13 protein-coding genes are annotated in these 15,451 nt (G+C 64.8%); 2 read left to right on the top strand and 11 right to left on the bottom strand.

Annotation, left to right across the window (positions count from 1 at the left end; all coding sequences use genetic code 11):
* Window positions 1-6 precede the first annotated feature (6 nt).
* The 10 genes from DDE75_RS03470 to DDE75_RS03425 form a co-directional block, all read right to left on the bottom strand.
* Window positions 7-825 carry an ABC transporter permease gene (locus DDE75_RS03470; RefSeq protein ID WP_108501009.1) on the bottom strand — a complete coding sequence of 273 codons (819 nt, stop codon included), beginning with the start codon at window positions 823-825 and terminating at the stop codon, window positions 7-9.
* Window positions 822-1,688, bottom strand: coding sequence for an ABC transporter permease (locus DDE75_RS03465; protein ID WP_108501321.1), 867 nt, complete (start codon window positions 1,686-1,688; stop codon window positions 822-824). The genes DDE75_RS03470 and DDE75_RS03465 overlap by 4 nt, the downstream gene beginning before the upstream one ends.
* Window positions 1,689-1,770: 82 nt before the next feature.
* On the bottom strand, window positions 1,771-2,541 hold the full coding sequence (locus DDE75_RS03460; protein ID WP_162798892.1) for a squalene/phytoene synthase family protein: 771 nt from the start codon (window positions 2,539-2,541) through the stop codon (window positions 1,771-1,773).
* A complete protein-coding gene (gene cysS, locus DDE75_RS03455) occupies window positions 2,538-3,947 on the bottom strand; it encodes a cysteine--tRNA ligase (RefSeq protein ID WP_108501007.1) in 1,410 nt (469 codons plus the stop codon). The genes DDE75_RS03460 and cysS overlap by 4 nt, the downstream gene beginning before the upstream one ends.
* Before the next feature lie 29 nt (window positions 3,948-3,976).
* Entirely contained in the window at window positions 3,977-5,200 is a 1,224-nt protein-coding gene (locus DDE75_RS03450; RefSeq protein WP_108501006.1) for a glycosyltransferase family 4 protein, read from the bottom strand.
* A complete protein-coding gene (locus tag DDE75_RS03445) occupies window positions 5,197-6,834 on the bottom strand; it encodes an ABC transporter ATP-binding protein (protein WP_108501320.1) in 1,638 nt (545 codons plus the stop codon). Before DDE75_RS03445 ends, DDE75_RS03450 begins: the two co-directional genes overlap by 4 nt.
* 86 nt (window positions 6,835-6,920) lie before the next feature.
* Window positions 6,921-8,024 (bottom strand): ABC transporter permease, encoded by a 1,104-nt coding sequence (locus DDE75_RS03440; RefSeq protein ID WP_108501005.1) that lies wholly within the window; start codon window positions 8,022-8,024, stop codon window positions 6,921-6,923.
* Window positions 8,024-9,100: a microcin C ABC transporter permease YejB gene (locus tag DDE75_RS03435; protein WP_108501004.1), complete on the bottom strand. Its 1,077-nt coding sequence runs from the start codon at window positions 9,098-9,100 to the stop codon at window positions 8,024-8,026. Before DDE75_RS03435 ends, DDE75_RS03440 begins: the two co-directional genes overlap by 1 nt.
* Window positions 9,101-9,208: 108 nt before the next feature.
* Window positions 9,209-11,062, bottom strand: coding sequence for an extracellular solute-binding protein (locus DDE75_RS03430; protein WP_108501003.1), 1,854 nt, complete (start codon window positions 11,060-11,062; stop codon window positions 9,209-9,211).
* Between the two features lie 178 nt (window positions 11,063-11,240).
* Complete coding sequence (locus tag DDE75_RS03425) at window positions 11,241-11,786, bottom strand: c-type cytochrome (protein WP_108501002.1); 546 nt, start codon at window positions 11,784-11,786, stop codon at window positions 11,241-11,243.
* A gap of 122 nt (window positions 11,787-11,908) precedes the next feature.
* Between DDE75_RS03425 and DDE75_RS03420 the strand changes: the two genes are divergently transcribed.
* Window positions 11,909-12,760, top strand: coding sequence for a prephenate dehydratase (locus DDE75_RS03420; RefSeq protein ID WP_108501001.1), 852 nt, complete (start codon window positions 11,909-11,911; stop codon window positions 12,758-12,760).
* 6 nt (window positions 12,761-12,766) lie between these two features.
* Here the strand turns inward: DDE75_RS03420 and DDE75_RS03415 are convergent, their stop codons facing one another.
* Window positions 12,767-13,225, bottom strand: coding sequence for an SRPBCC family protein (locus tag DDE75_RS03415; RefSeq protein WP_108501000.1), 459 nt, complete (start codon window positions 13,223-13,225; stop codon window positions 12,767-12,769).
* Window positions 13,226-13,542: 317 nt separating this feature from the next.
* On the opposite strand from DDE75_RS03415, the gene DDE75_RS03410 reads away from it, so the two are divergent.
* On the top strand, window positions 13,543-15,408 hold the full coding sequence (locus DDE75_RS03410; protein WP_108500999.1) for a bifunctional 2',3'-cyclic-nucleotide 2'-phosphodiesterase/3'-nucleotidase: 1,866 nt from the start codon (window positions 13,543-13,545) through the stop codon (window positions 15,406-15,408).
* The last annotated feature ends 43 nt before the right edge of the window (window positions 15,409-15,451 follow it).

Here is a 15,451-nt window from a genome sequence, read left to right as displayed (position 1 = left end):
GCTTGGTCACAGCAACCCTCCGGTCGGTGCGCCACCGATGCGGGCATTGCCCCGGCGGCGGAAATATTCGCCGATCGCCAGAAGGACGACCGACAGGATCACCAGCACCGTCCCAAGCGCCATGATGACGGGGATGGATCGCGGAAAGCGCAGCTGGCTGAAGATATAGGTGGGCAAAGTCGGTTCGTTCCCCGCAAGGAAGAAGGCGATGATGAATTCGTCCAGGCTGATCGTGAAGCTGATCAGCAGCGAACTGATGATGCCGGGCATGACCAGCGGCAGCGTGATCAGTCGGAAGGCGCCCCATTTCGTCTCGCCAAGATCGAAGGCCGCTTCCTCCAGCGACCGGTCGAGGCTGGAAAAGGCCGTGGACAGGATCGCGATGGCATAGGGCATGCAGATCAGCGCATGGCCCAGGATCACCGTCAGCAGGGACAGTTGCACCCCCATGCCCAGCAGCACCACCAGCAGCGACATGGCGACGATGATCTCGGGCAGGACCATGGGCAGCATGATGAAGCCCATCATCCCGCCGCGCCCCGGAAAGCTGAAGCGCGTCGAGGCGCGGGTTGCAAATACGCCAAGGCAGGTGGCCAGCACCGAGGCGCTGACCGCGATTGTCAGCGAATTGGTCAGCGCCCGCCGCAGGGTCGCATTGCCCCACATCTGCGCGAACCATTCGGTCGTGAATCCCTGCAGCGGAAAGGCGATGATCGTGCCGGAATTGAAGGCGAAGATAGGCAGCAGCAGGATTGGCGCATAAAGAAACAGCAGATAGAGCACCGCATAGGCCTGCAGGCCCCGCCCTTTGGAATGGTTGCTCATTGGCGCACCTTCAGGAAGCGGCGGTTCAGGAACAGGAAGGTCACGCTGATGACCGCAACGATCAGCATGGCGGTCACCGCCAGCGCCGATCCGAGGGGCCGGTTGTCCAGCGCCAGCATCTGCACCTGGATCATGTTGGCGATCATCGGGATCTTCCCGCCGCCGATCACCTCGGGGGTGACGTAATCGCCGATGGTCGGGATGAAGACGATCAGCACAGCCGCCAGAACGCCCGGCATCGCCAAGGGCAAGGTCACCCGCCAGAAGGTCATCGCCCGGCTTTCGCCCAAGTCCCGCCCTGCCTCCAGCAATGACCGGTCGATCTTTTCCAACGTCACGAAGATCGGCAGGATCGCGAAGGGCGCATAGGCATGGGCCAGCGTGATCACGATGGAATTGACGTTGTAGAGGATGAAGGTCAGCGGCTCATCGATGATGCCAAGGCCCGTCAGCGACGAATTGACGACTCCGTTATAGCCAAGGATCACCTTCCACAGGAAAACCCGGATCAGATAGCTGGTCCAGAAGGGAATGGTGATCAGGAACAGCCACAGCGACTTGCGTTCGGGCCGCACCACGAAGCTGACGTAATAGGCGACCGGAAAGGCCAGCACGACCGTCACCGCCGTCACGACCATCGCCACGATCAGCGACCGCGTCATCACCACACGCACGATGGGATCGGTCATCACCTGGACATAGTTGTCCCAGGTGAAATCGCGGATGATCTCCAGATAGCCGTCGGTCAGGAAGCTGTAGGCAAGGATGGTCAGCAACGGCGCCGCCAGAATGACCAGCGCGTAAAGAAACGGCGGAGCGATCAGCGACAGACCCGCCCTTGCCTCTGCATCGAACCTTGCCATCGCGCCCCTTCCGTCCGGCCCGATCAGCCGGGCCCCTGCCTCAATTCCTTCCATAGCTGCCGCGGAAGGAAAAGCGCTTTCTTCAGCGCCACCACCGCCCGGTCATCGCCAGTCGCGCCAGCGAGGCCCGCCGCTGAAAGGGCGTCAGCGCGATGGTCTCGGCATAGGCATTTACCCGCCCCTGTGCGATCTCGCTTAACAGGCGCGGCACACGGGGGCCGGGATAAAGCGCCGCCGCCGCACGGGAAGGCAGCTTGCGGTGCTGACGCGCCGCCATCCGCAGCCCCTCGCGCGCAAGGGTCGTCAGATCCTTCAGGTGTTCGGGATCGGGGCGGTCCATGCCCAGCCCCATTGCCTGCAATTGCGGCAAGGCGCGCAGCCAAGCGGCAATCCCCGCCCCGCGCGCCTGATGGGCCACGATCTCGCGCGTGCCTTCGGGGGCACCACAGCGATGCGCCGCCGCCCACATCAGCGCACCTGCCGTGGCATCGACGTATTCGACAACCTCGGATGCCGCGTGGAAAGGTTGGCGCTCGCAATCTCGGCGGCGGGCCTCGGTCAGATCCACCAGAGTCCCGGCCTGCGCCCCCCACGCCTCCCAAAGGGGCGTCAGCACGTCATGCAGGGGTGGCGCGGTGCCACGTCCCATCTCGGCCAGCCGGTCGACCCACCATTGCAGGCGCATCTCGGCCAGCATCGGTTCGGCCGACTGGAAGGGGGCACGCGCAATCTCAAGGTTCAGCGCATAGAGCGTGACCAACGCAGGCCGGTCGTCCTGCTCTGCCGCCAGCACGGCCCCGAAGCGATCGGGGTCCTGCTGGCGCAGCATGTCCGTGCAGGCATCAAGCGTCATGCGCCATGGGCCTTGGCCAGTTCCGCCAGGCGTGCCGCATCGAAGCCCGAGGCCAGCGACCATTCGGGACCAGCGGGCGTGTCCTTGACCTCGACCCCGGCGGCGGCAAAGCCGTCGCGGATCGCATCGGCGCGCATAAAGTCACGGGCCTTCCGGGCCTCCAGCCGTGCAGCCAGCAGCGCCTCGATCTGATCCGAGGCCGCATCATCTGCCTGCGCCCAGCCCGACAGTTCCGGCAGCAACAGCCCCAGCATCCGCGCCGAGGCCAGCAGCCCCGGCCCGTCCCCCTTGGCCGCCAACTCGTGCAAGGCCGCAATGGCGCCCGCAGAGTTCAGGTCATCGGCAAGCGCCGCCATCACCGAGGGTGCCGGGCTTGTCGCGGGCTCGATGCCCGCGACAAGCCCATGCCACCGCCGAAGCACCGCTTCGGCATCGGCGGCCTTGGCCTCGGTCCAGTCCATCGGCTTGCGGTAGTGGGTGGAGAGCATGACGAAGCGGATGACCTCGCCCGGGATCCCCTTGTCCAGCAAGTCGCGGACGGTAAAGAAGTTGCCAAGCGACTTGGACATCTTCTTGCCCTCGACCTGCAGCATCTCGTTGTGCAGCCAGATGTTGGCGAAACCCTCGCCCGGATGGGCGCAGCAGCTTTGGGCGATCTCGTTCTCGTGGTGCGGAAACTGCAGGTCGATGCCGCCGCCGTGTATGTCGAAATGCGCCCCCAGCAGCGCCGCCGACATGGCCGAGCACTCGATATGCCAGCCCGGACGCCCACGACCCCAAGGGCTGTCCCAGCCCGGCAGGTCGTCAGACGAGGGTTTCCACAGCACGAAATCCATCGGGTCGCGCTTGAAGGGCGCAATTTCGACCCGCGCACCCGCAATCATGTCATCGACCGATCGCCCCGACAGCTTGCCGTATTCGGGGAAGGACCGAACGTCGAACAACACATGTCCCTCAGCCTCATAGGCATGACCCTTGGCGATCAGATCGGCGTTCATCGCGATCATCTCGGTGATATATTGCGTCGCGCGGGGTTCGTGATCGGGGCGCATCGCGCCAAGCGCATCCATGTCGGCATGATACCAGCCGATGGTTTCGGCGGTGCGTTCGTCGATCAGCGCCTCCAGCGACAACTCGCTGCCAGCCGCACGGCGACGCTGCGCCTCGGCGTTGATCTTGTCGTCCACGTCGGTGAAATTGCGCACATAGGTGACGTGATCGGCGCCAAAGACGTGATGCAGCAGGCGCACCAGCACGTCGAAGACCAGCACGGGCCGGGCATTGCCCAGATGCGCGCGGTCGTAGACCGTCGGTCCGCAGAGATACAGACGGACGTTTTCAGGATCGATGGGCGCAAGGTCCTCCTTGCGCTTCGTGCGGGTGTTCGTCAGTCGGATCTGGACCATCTGGGCCTCTTTCGTGAAGTCGAAAGGGTTTAGCGCATCGCCCCCCGGCTTTCCACCCACTCGATCTGGGCAGGCAGGCAGCGGCTGTGCAAATCATACCCCTGCAGGATCGTGTCGCGCGCCGCCTGGCGCAGGCGCGGCGCATCAGGATCTCCCGCAAGGCCGCGGATCAGCGCGGCTGCCAATGCGTCCACGTCGAAGAAGGGCACCAGCCGCCCGTTTTCGCCGTCCTTGATCAGTTCGCGCACCGGCTCGGTGTCCGATCCGACGACATAGCAGCCCCCCGCCATCGCCTCGGTCAGCGACCACGACAGCACGAAGGGATAGGTCAGATAGCAATGCACCCGCGCCACGCGCAGCAGCGACAGATAGCTGTCATAGGGCACCCGCCCCAGGAAATGCACCCGCGACATGTCCAACAGGCCGCCGACCTCGGCCAGCAGCTTTTCCTTCCAGCTGCCCGCATCGCGCGGCTTGCCGCCATAGCTGACGCCCTCGGCCCCGACCAGCACGACCTTGGCATGGGGCCGCGCCTTCAGGATCTGCGGCAGGGCGCGCATGAAGACATGGAACCCGCGATAGGGTTCAAGCGAGCGTGACACGAAGGACAGGACCTCGTCCTTCTGGGTCAGCACGCTGCCGTCGGGCAGGGTCAGGCTGGCATAGGGGTCGGGACTGACGCGTTCGGTGTCGATGCCGTCATGGATGACCGTGATCTTGTCGCGCAGTTCCGGCGGAAAGCTGTCGGCCTGATAGCGCGTCGGCGCAATGGCCGCATCGGCCTGCAGAACGCCCTGCACCAGATGGGCCGAGCGCGAGATGGTCATGAAGCGCCCCTCGTCGGTGGCGGGGCTGACCTCGGGGTCGAAGCCCACGTCATGGCCACGGGTGCGATACATCAGTTCCGCATAGACCAGCAGGCGGGCGTCGGGCCAGATCTCTTTCAGGAACAACGTCTCGCCCCAACCGGGGTGGCCGATGATGACATCGGGGGTGTAATCGTGCCGGTCCCGCAGCGCCCGCGCCCCGCGTGCAGTCATCAGCCCGCGTTCGGCATGTTCGGAATAGACCCGCCCCAGGGGGCTGTCGGTCTTGACCCCCTCGGGCGATTTGTAGCGCATGGTCCGCACCGGGCTGGGCCGCTGGTTCTTTTCATCGGTCAGGGCCAGAACCTCATGCCCGCGGCGCTGCAGTTCCGCCGACAGATGCGGAAACTGACCCGGAAAGTTCTGGTGCACGAAAAGGATCTTCACGGGCGTCCCTGCGGGAAGGCCGCATTCAACAGGTTGCGGGTATAGTCATGGGCGGGCGCATCGAAGATCTGTGCGGCGCTGCCCTGTTCGACGACCTCGCCGGCGCGCATGACCATGATCTCATGCGACATGGCGCGCACGACGCGCAGGTCGTGGCTGATGAACAGGAAGGCCAGCCCGTATTTCCGCTGGAGGTTGCGCAGCAGATCGACGATCTGCACCTGCACGGTCATGTCCAGCGCACTGGTCGGTTCGTCCAGCACCACCACCTTGGGGCGCAGGATCATGGCGCGGGCAATGGCGATGCGCTGGCGCTGGCCACCACTGAACTCATGCGGATAGCGGTGCATCATGTCGGGCTGCAAGCCGACCTCGGTCATGATCTCGGCGACCATCTGTCGGCGGTCGCGGCCCTTCTCGACCCCGTGGACGCCCAGACCCTCGATGATGATCTGTTCGACCGTCATGCGCGGCGACAAGCTGCCGAAGGGGTCCTGGAACACGATCTGCATGTCGCGCCGCAGGGCACGCAGCTGTTTCGCGCCCCACCCTTGGATGTCCTGCCTCATATAGAGGATCGGCCCGTCGCTTTCGATCAGCCGCATGATGGCCAAGGCCAGCGTGGTCTTGCCGCTGCCCGATTCACCCACGATGCCCAGAGTCTGGCCCGCGCGCAGGTCCAGCGTCGCGCCGTTCACCGCCTTGATATGGCCCGTGACGCGGCGCATCAGCCCGCGCTTGATGGGGAACCAGACCTTCAGGTCACGGGTCTGAACCAGCAGCGGCGCGTCGTCGGGCAAGGGTTCGGCCTGCCCCGTCGGCGCCGCATTCAGCAGTTTCTGCGTATAGGGGTGCTGCGGGTCGGAGAAGATCCGGTCGACGGGGCCCTGCTCGACGATCTCTCCGTCCTTCATGACGCAGACGCGGTCGGCGATGCGGCGCACGATGCCCAGATCGTGGCTGATGAACAGCATCGACAGGCCCTCGTCGGCCTTCAGTTCCGCCAGCAGGTCAAGGATCTGCGCCTGGATGGTGACGTCCAGCGCCGTCGTCGGCTCATCCGCGATCAGCAGGTCCGGCCCGTTGGCCAGCGCCATGGCAATCATCACGCGCTGGCGCTGACCGCCCGACAGCTGGTGCGGATAATCGGCCAGACGACTTTCGGCGTCGCGGATGCCCACGCGGTCCAGCAGCTGCACGATACGCGCCCGCGCCTTGGCCCCCGTCAGCCCCTGATGCAGCGCCAAGCTCTCCGACAGCTGCTTTTCCAGCGTGTGCAGCGGGTTCAGCGAGGTCATCGGCTCCTGGAAGATGAAGCTGATGTCGTTGCCGCGTATCTCGCGCAGGGTCTTTTCCGGCGCGCCGACCATCTGTCGCCCGGCATAGCTGACCGATCCCTCGATTTCAGCCGAGTCCCCCAGCAGTTGCACGGTGCTGAGCGCCGTCACCGATTTCCCGGACCCCGATTCGCCCACCAGCGCTACGGTCTCGCCCCGACCGACGTGGAAGCTGACGCCCTTGACCGCCAGCGTCAGCTTGCCCTCGGACCGGAAACCGATCTTCAGGTCGCGCACGTCCAGCACGGCATCTGACCGCCCCGCATCGGTGGCATGGCCGTCAGCGGTGCCGGGCATGGATGCGCCATGCCCTTCGGCCACCGCCGCCTCAGCGCCGGGCGCGGGGATGGTCGGGTGCAGTTCACCTTGGTCGTCAGGTCCGGTCATCGGAAGGTCTTTCTGGGGTCGAATGCATCACGCACCCCCTCGAAGATGAACACCAGCAGCGACAGCATGATCGCGAAGGTGAAGAACGAGGTGAAGGCCAGCCAGGGCGCCTGAAGGTTCTGCTTGGCCTGCAGCGCCATTTCCCCAAGCGAGGCCGAGCCTGCGGGCAGGCCGTAACCAAGGTAATCCAGCGCTGCCAGCCCACTGATGGTGCCGGTGACGACGAAGGGCAGCATGGTCAGCGTCGCCACCATGGCGTTGGGCAGGATGTGGCGGAACATGATCTTCAAGTCGCTGACGCCAAGTGCGCGGGCCGCGCGGACATATTCGAAGTTCCGCGCCCGCAGGAATTCCGCCCGCACCACGCCCACCAGCGCCGGCCAGCCGAACAGGATCGTCACGAAGACCAGCAGCCAGAAGCTGCGCCCCAGGATCGCGAAGAGGATGATGATGACATAAAGACCGGGGGTGGATGCCCAGATCTCCAGCACCCGCTGGAAGACAAGGTCGGTCCGCCCGCCGAAATAGCCCTGCACCGCCCCCGCCGCGATGCCGATGGTGGATGCGATCACCGTCACGATCAGCGTGAAGAGGATCGAAGTGCGGAAGCCATAGATCACCCGCGCCAGCACGTCGCGCGCCGTGTCATCCGTGCCCAGCAGATGCGCGCTGTCGGGTGCAGAGGGCGCGGTGCCCACGTTGTTGATGGTGCGGAAGTGATAGGGGATCGGCGGCCAGATCATCCAGCCTTGCTCGGCGTCCGGAACGCCTGCGCTGCCGTCCCTGACGGCATCGATATAGCCCTCGGGATCATCCCAGCAGTTTTCCCGCCCGCCCGAGACGATCAGGCATTGCACGGCCTCGTCGCGATAGATGGCCTCGGTTCCGAAATCGCCGCCGAAGGCCGTTTCGGGATAGAAGTTGTAGGCCGGGAAGAACAGCTCGCCTCGATAGCTGACGACGACGGGTTTGTCGTTGGCCACCACCTCGGCGAATATGGCGGTCACGAACAGCACGGCGAAGATCACCAGCGACCAGAAGGCGCGCCCGTTGCGGCGGAAGTTGCGCCAGCGGCGGCGGTTCAGTTCGGACATCGCCATCAGCCCGCCCTCTTTTCGAAGTCGATGCGCGGATCGACGAAGACATACATCAGGTCCGACAGGATGCCGACGACCAGCGACAGCAGCCCGAAGACATAGAGCGTGCCGAAGATCACCGGATAGTCGCGCTGCACCGCTGCCTCGAAGCCAAGGCGGCCCAGACCGTCCAGCGAGAAGATCGTCTCGATCAGGATGCTTGACCCGAAGAAGACGCCAAGGAACATCGCCGGAAAGCCCGCGATCACGATCAGCATGGCGTTGCGGAAGACATGGCCGTAAAGGACGCGCCGTTCGGTCAGGCCCTTGGCGCGGGCGGTCATGACATATTGCTTGTTGATCTCATCCAGGAAGCTGTTCTTGGTCAGCAGGGTCAGGGTGGCAAAGCTGCTGATCGTCGCGGCCAGCACCGGCAGGGTGGCGTGCCAAGCGTAATCCTTGATCTTGCCCCAGGCCGACAGGTCCCCAAAGTTGTCCGATGTCAGCCCGCGGAGCGGGAAGATCTGCCAATAGCTGCCACCTGCAAACAGCACCATCAGCAGGACCGCGAAGAGGAAGGCCGGGATGGCATAGGCCATGATGATCACGCCCGAGGTCCATGTGTCGAACCGCGATCCGTCCCGCATCGCCTTGCGGATGCCAAGCGGGATCGAGATGACATAGGCGATCACCGTGGACCACAGCCCAAGCGTGATGGATACCGGCATCTTCTCCAGCACCAGATCGACCACGCTGATGGACCTGAACCAGCTGGTCCCGAAATCGAAGCGCAGGTAGTTCCACAGCATGGTAAAGAAGCGTTCGACCGGCGGCTTGTCGAAGCCGAATTCCTGTTCCAGCTGGGCGATGAATTCGGGCGGCAGGCCACGCGCGCCCTCGTATCCCGAAGGTGCGGCCTGCCCCGCCTCGGCTCCGCCGCCCGAGATGTTGCGGAAGGCGTCGCCCTCGCCCTGGATCTGGGCGGCGATCTGTTCGATCGGGCCGCCCGGCACGAATTGGGTCAGCGTGAAATTGACCAGCATGATGCCGATCAACGTCGGGATGATCAGCAGCAAACGCCGCAGGATATAGGCGCCCATCAGCCTTGCCCTTCCGTCCCCCTTGCAGGGTCATTCGGGCCTTGGCGGCCCCTTCTGTCGTTGGCCCGACTTGTCGGCAATCGGGCGTCGAAAATCAAGCGAAATGCCCTAGCGCCGCAGGGCACCCGCATCGCGCAACGCCTGTGCCTTCTCGGAGTCGTACCACCAGAAATCCATTTCCCCCAATGCGTAAGGGGGCAGCGTCTCGGGGCGGCCGAACTGATCGTAATAGGCGACAAGGTGGTTGGCGTTGTACCACTGCGGGATCCAGAAGTGCAGGCTGCGCAGGGCGCGGTCCAGCGCGTGGACGCGGGTGGTCAGTTCCTCCTGCGTGGTGGCAGCCTCGACCTGGGTGATCAGCGCATCGATGGCGGGGTTGGCGACGCCCGCCGGGTTGAAGACATCGCCGACATTCGCGGACCCGAAGGCCTGCTGCAGCCCTGCACCCGGAATTTCGGGCTGGCCCAGGTGGTCGCTGATCACGTCGAAGTCGAAGCTGCGGGCGCGGTTTTCATATTCGGCATTGTCGACGCGGCTGTTGCGGGCGTCGATGCCAAGGGCGCGCAGGTTTTCGACGAAGGGGTTGATGACGCGGTCGAAGGTCTGGCTGTCGTTCAGGATCTCGACCTTCAGGACCTGGCCTTCGGCGTTGCGGCGCAAGCCGTCGCTGCCGGTTTCCCAGCCCGCCTCGTTCAGCAGGGCCGCAGCCTTGCGCAGGTTCCCGCGGTCGGTCTGGCGTTCGCCGCTGACGGGGGCGGTGGCGACCTCATCCGTCAGGATGCCGTCAGGCAGATCGGCGGCCAGCGGTTCCAGCAGCGCCAGTTCACCTTCCGAGGGGGTGCCCGTGGCTTCCAGATCACTGTTTTCCCAGAAACTGTCGACCCGGTCGTAAAGCCCATAGAACAGCGCCTTGTTCGACCATTCGAAGTTGAACATCAGCCCGATCGCCTCGCGGACGCGGACGTCGTGGAACTTGGGGCGACGCAGGTTCATCACCCAGGCCTGACCGGATGCGACATTCCCGTCCGGCAGCGTTTCCTGTTTCACCCAGCCCTTCTGCATGGCCGGGAAATCATAGCGGTTGGCCCAGATGATGCTGCTGACCTCGCGGCGGAAGGTGTATTCGCCGGCCTTGAAGGCCTCGAAGGCCGCGTCGTAATCCGAAAAATACTCATAGCGCAGCCGGTCGAAATTGTGCCGTCCCTTGTTGATCGGCAGATCGGCACCCCAATAGTCGGGGTTGCGGCGGAAGGTGATGTTGCGGTTCAGGTCGGCGCTGTCGAAGACGTAAGGCCCGGACCCCACCAGCGGCACCTGCATGGTCTGTTCCAGATCGCGGTCGTTCGCCTCGAAATCGGCGCGGCTGAAGACCGGCAGGCTGCCGACCGACTGGATCACGTCGCGGCGCGGATAATCGGGGGTGAAGGTGAACTTGATGCGGTGGTCGTCCAGCACCTCGGCCTTGGCGACCTGCTGCTTGATCACCACGCGAAAGCTGGACAGCCCCTTGTCGCGCAGGGTCTCATAGCTGAACAGCACGTCCTCGGCGGTCAGGGGCGTGCCATCGCTGAAGCGTGCCTCGGGGCGCAGGTTGAAGATCACCCAATCGCGGCTTTCGGGATATTCGAGGCTTTCGCAGATCAGGCAATAGGCAGCGCCGACCTCATCCGCGGGCGCCTCGAGGATTGATTCCAGCATCACGGTCGACAGGGCCGCCGCCCGGCCGCGGAAGGTATAGGGGTTGTAGTTGTCGAACCCCATCGAGTTCGGGATCGACTGCGACATCTCTCCGCCCTTGGGGGCGTCGGGGTTCACATAGGGCAGGTGGTCGAAATCGGCGGGCAGCGCCAGATCGCCGAAGATGGAAACGCCATGCGTCCGCGTCACGTCTTCGTCCTGAGCCTGGGCCGGGGTGAAGGTCAGGCTGGTCAGCATCGTGGCAATCAGGGCGGTGCGGCGCATGGGGCAGGCTCCTTGGTCACAGTCGGGAAAGGCTAGGCCAGCAGACCGCCGGGCTTCAAGCCGCGTTTTCGTGATGCCCGGTTTTCGCCCACCCTTCAGCCCCGGATGCCGCGCGGCACGAATAAGGGCGCGACCTGCTGGCCGCGCCCCTGTTTCGGGTCGTGTCGTTCTGACGAGATCAGGAATTTTCCTGGATATAGGCGATGACGTTGGCGCGGTCCTCGGGCTTCTTCAGGCCGCCGAAGGACATGGCCGTGCCCGAGACGACGCCGCGCGGGTTCTCGATGAAGTGCTGGATCGCCTCGACGTCCCAGACCGGAACCTCGGCCGCGTGATCGGTCATGGCGCCGGAATAGTTGAAGCCCGCAACACTGGCGACTTCGCGCCCGACAACGCCGTTCAGATGCGGGCCGACACCGTCGCTGCCGTCCAGCGCGTGACAGGACCGGCACTTGGCCCATTGCTTCTCACCGGCCGCGACATCGGCTTCGGCCATCAGGGCGTCGAAGTCGATCTCCTCGACCTCGGCTTCTTCGCCACCGGCGGCGGATTCGGGCACGTCGATCGCATAGGCCTGGGTGATTTCCTCTTCGCCATGACCACCGCCATGACCGGCAGGCCCGACATGGAACAGCGCGCTGGCCGCCCAGTTCGCCAGCATCAGAAACAGCAGTGCGCCGATGAAGGCGCCGGCTGCCTTGGTCACGGTCATGGTGTTGAACATCGCGTGCGGTCCCCGCCTTGGTAAGCTCGTCAATTCGGGGGACATCTATCCGCTTTCGCTTTGGGTGATCAAGGTATAGTTACCTCGGCACGCTGACTTTCTGGCCCGACGGAGGCTTTGCCATGACCACGAATCGCATTGCCTTCCAAGGAGAGTTGGGCGCCTACAGCCATGAAGCCTGCCGCGCGGCCCGCCCCGACATGGAGGCCCTGCCCTGCCCCACCTTCGAGGATGTGATCGAGGCCGTGCGCGGCGGACAGGCCGATCTGGCCATGCTGCCGGTCGAGAATTCGACCTATGGCCGCGTTGCCGATATCCATCATTTGCTGCCTGAATCTGGCCTGAAGATCATCGACGAGGCTTTCGTCCGCGTCCATATCAGCCTGCTGGCCGTTCCCGGAACCCCCCTGTCAGAAGTCCGCCAGGCCATGAGCCACACCGTCCTTCTGGGTCAGTGCCGCGGGTTTCTGCGCCAGCATGGGATCGCCGCGATGACGGGCGCCGATACCGCCGGATCGGCCAAGGAAGTGGCCGCACGCGGCATTCCGTCGCTGGCAGCGCTTGCGGCCCCGCTGGCCGGTGAAATCTACGGCTTGGAACGTCTGGCCGACCAGATCGAGGATCGCCAGAACAATACCACGCGCTTCCTGATCATGTCCCGCCAGGCCGACCACAGCCGTCGCGCCGACCGGATGCTGACCAGCTTCGTCTTCCGCGTGCGCAACATTCCTGCAGCGCTCTACAAGACCATGGGCGGTTTTGCGACGAACGGCGTGAACATGACCAAGCTGGAAAGCTACATGGTGGACGGGGTCTTCACCGCGACGCAGTTCTATGCCGACATCGAAGGCCACCCCGAGGATGAGAACGTCAAGCGCGCCCTGGACGAGCTGGGCTATTTCACCGCATCGCTGGACATCCTGGGCGTCTATCCCGCCGATCCCCTGCGCGAGGCGCAGCGCCAGCAGGGGTGATGTCGCTCAGGCGTGATCGCCGCGCATCTGGTTGACGAATTCCTCGACCCGGCGCTGGAACTTGCGATCCATCTGGCTTTTCCCCAGCTTGGCCGTCTGCAGCATCAGCCGGGCCTTCATGTTGCGCGGCTTGATCTCGGTCTCGAAGATCAGGCGCGATTTCACCCGGCTGAGCGCCACGACCGTCGCATTCACCGTCAGGTCCAGCGCGTTCGACCGTCCGGCCATGGTCACCTGTTCGGGGCGGTCGAAACGCGTCACGGCCAGTCGCAGGTCGCGCCTGCGCCCCCGCCAGTCGAAGCCCACGTTCCATCCCATGGTGATTCCCGGATCCTGCGAGGGATCGATGCGCGACACGCTTGCCCCCCGTCCGATCAGCATACGCTCAAGCGCATCGAAGTCGCCGATCGCCTCGAAAAGCTTCTCGGCGGGAAGGTCCGTATCTATGCGCGTTGAAAATTTCATCGGAAACAACCCACTGACGATATCGACATTGCCACGTCGAACAGTTCCACGCCTGACCGTGATAGTCCAGAAGAGGCTTGGATTTCAACCGATCCGGCCATGCCCCGCCCCCCTTGATGGTGCCCTTGCGCCGCGATCACGGACCCCGGTCATCCATGTGCCGCATGGGCCGGGATGTCACAGATACTGGGCGAGTTTGCTTGGCAAGCGCAATCTTTGATTGTGCGATATTCCGCCGATGGGCTATCCAAGGGTGATAGACCAATCATGCAAATACGGGACGGACATCATGTCTCTTTGCCCAGACAGACTTGCGAATGCCTGACGGCGGTCATCTGCCGGACCGGTCGGACGGCCCCCGCCCCGGCAGCGCGACCGGCCTGCAGCTGCGCATCCTGGCGACCAGCGACATGCACATGCATCTGCTGCCGCATGATTATCTGGCCGATCGGCCCTGCGACAGACATGGCCTGTCACGCGCGGCGGACCTGATCCAGCGATTGCGTGCCGAGGGTCGCCCGTGCCTGCTGCTGGACAACGGCGACTTCCTGCAGGGTTCCCCCATGGGCGAGATGGTCGCCCGTCAGGGCGGCCGCGATGCATCTCACCCGGCCATCGCGGCCATGAACGCGCTGCGCTATGACGCGGTGGCGCTTGGGAACCACGATTTCAACTTCGGCCTGCCGTTCCTGCGGCGCAGCGTCGCACAGGCGCGCTTTCCGGTGCTGGCCGCCAATCTGACCATGAGCCGGGGCCAGGATTTCGCCCGATACTGCATGCTGGATCGCTGGCTGACCGACGATCTGGGCCACGAACATCGGCTGCGAATCGCCGTCATCGGCTTCCTGCCCCCCAAGACCGAGGAATGGGACCAGGACCTGCGTCCGGTGATGCGCAGCCATGACATCATCCTTACGGCACGTCGCCTGCTGCCCCGCCTGAAGGCCGAAGGGGCCGAACTGATCATCGCGCTGGCCCACAGTGGCATCGGCAGCCCCGATCCGCATCCGGGGATGGAGCATGCCGCCACCGCACTGGCAGCCCTGCCCGAGGTCGATGTCGTCATTGCCGGCCACACGCATGAGGTCTTTCCCGGTCCCGGCTGGCAGAACCACCCCGGTACGGATGGCACCCGCGGCACGCTGATGGGCAAGCCTGCCGTCATGCCCGGATACGGCGGGTCGCATCTGGGGGTGATCGATCTGGATCTGCGGATCGGCACGCAGGGGACCATCATTGACGGCTTCAACGTCGAATGCCGCCCGGTCGCGCCCGGCACGCCCAGCCTGCCCCTGCTGTCACGCCCATTGGCACGCGCACATCGTGACACGCTGCGCCAGTTGGGAACGCGCATCGGCCGGACCGAGACGCCCCTGAACAGCCATTTCGCCGTGATCGGCCATGACGCAGGGCTGCGGCTGGTGAACATGGCGCAGCGCTGGCACGTTCGGCACCGTCTTCGGGGGACGGCGCTGGCCGACATGCCGGTGCTGTCGGCCAGCGCGCCCTATCGCGCGGGCGGGCGTGGGGGGCCTGCCGCCTATACCGATGTGCCCGCGGGGCGGCTGGCGATGAGGCATCTGGCCGATCTCTATACCTATCCCAACCGGATCACGGCAATCCGCATCACCGGCCGACAGCTGCGCGACTGGTTGGAGCGTTCGGCCAGCATCTTTGCCACCATCCCCGCCGGTGCGCAGGACGCGGCCCTGCTGGACCCGCAGTTTCCCGCCTATAACTTCGATGTCATCGACGGGGTGACTTGGTGCATCGACCTGTCGGCACCGGCGCGTTTCACGCCGCAGGGCGGCCTGGCCGATGCGTCGTCGCGCCGCATCCGAGACCTGCGCTGGCGGGGGCGTCCGGTGGGGGATGGCGACCAATTCGTGCTGGCGACCAATTCCTATCGCCTGGCCAGCTGCGGCTTGTTCAGCCCGCTGGTCAACCAGAACGAGGTCGTGCTGGACCGCGACGCCCTCAGCCTAGATGTGCTGCGCCGCTATGTCCGGACGCGGCGCAGGGTCGATGTCCCCACCGCCCCCAACTGGCGATTCGCCCCGATGCCCGGCACGACGGTCACCTTCCCCACCGCGCCCGTCGCCCTGACGCGCCCCCTGCCCGTCCCGCTGGATCATCTGGGCACGGATGACGCGGGATTTGCCGTGATGCGGCTTTCGCTGTAAGGCGCATCCCCGGGCTTGCATCCGCGCGCAGCTTTCCCTATTT

It is taken from the genome of Paracoccus indicus, from assembly GCF_003056335.1.
Classification (GTDB): Bacteria; Pseudomonadota; Alphaproteobacteria; order Rhodobacterales; family Rhodobacteraceae; genus Paracoccus; species Paracoccus indicus.
This window is presented reverse-complemented; position numbering and strand designations above follow the sequence as displayed.

Bases quoted from the DNA above. Each gene is read 5' to 3' on its own strand.
- DDE75_RS03470 (WP_108501009.1), bottom strand. From the start codon at position 825: ATGAGCAACCATTCCAAAGGGCGGGGCCTGCAGGCCTATGCGGTGCTC.
- DDE75_RS03465 (WP_108501321.1), bottom strand. From the start codon at position 1,688: ATGGCAAGGTTCGATGCAGAGGCAAGGGCGGGTCTGTCGCTGATCGCT.
- DDE75_RS03460 (WP_162798892.1), bottom strand. From the start codon at position 2,541: ATGACGCTTGATGCCTGCACGGACATGCTGCGCCAGCAGGACCCCGAT.
- cysS (WP_108501007.1), bottom strand. From the start codon at position 3,947: ATGGTCCAGATCCGACTGACGAACACCCGCACGAAGCGCAAGGAGGAC.
- DDE75_RS03445 (WP_108501320.1), bottom strand. From the start codon at position 6,834: ATGCCCGGCACCGCTGACGGCCATGCCACCGATGCGGGGCGGTCAGAT.
- DDE75_RS03440 (WP_108501005.1), bottom strand. From the start codon at position 8,024: ATGGCGATGTCCGAACTGAACCGCCGCCGCTGGCGCAACTTCCGCCGC.
- DDE75_RS03435 (WP_108501004.1), bottom strand. From the start codon at position 9,100: ATGGGCGCCTATATCCTGCGGCGTTTGCTGCTGATCATCCCGACGTTG.
- DDE75_RS03430 (WP_108501003.1), bottom strand. From the start codon at position 11,062: ATGCGCCGCACCGCCCTGATTGCCACGATGCTGACCAGCCTGACCTTC.
- DDE75_RS03425 (WP_108501002.1), bottom strand. From the start codon at position 11,786: ATGTTCAACACCATGACCGTGACCAAGGCAGCCGGCGCCTTCATCGGC.
- DDE75_RS03420 (WP_108501001.1), top strand. From the start codon at position 11,909: ATGACCACGAATCGCATTGCCTTCCAAGGAGAGTTGGGCGCCTACAGC.
- DDE75_RS03415 (WP_108501000.1), bottom strand. From the start codon at position 13,225: ATGAAATTTTCAACGCGCATAGATACGGACCTTCCCGCCGAGAAGCTT.
- DDE75_RS03410 (WP_108500999.1), top strand. From the start codon at position 13,543: ATGCCTGACGGCGGTCATCTGCCGGACCGGTCGGACGGCCCCCGCCCC.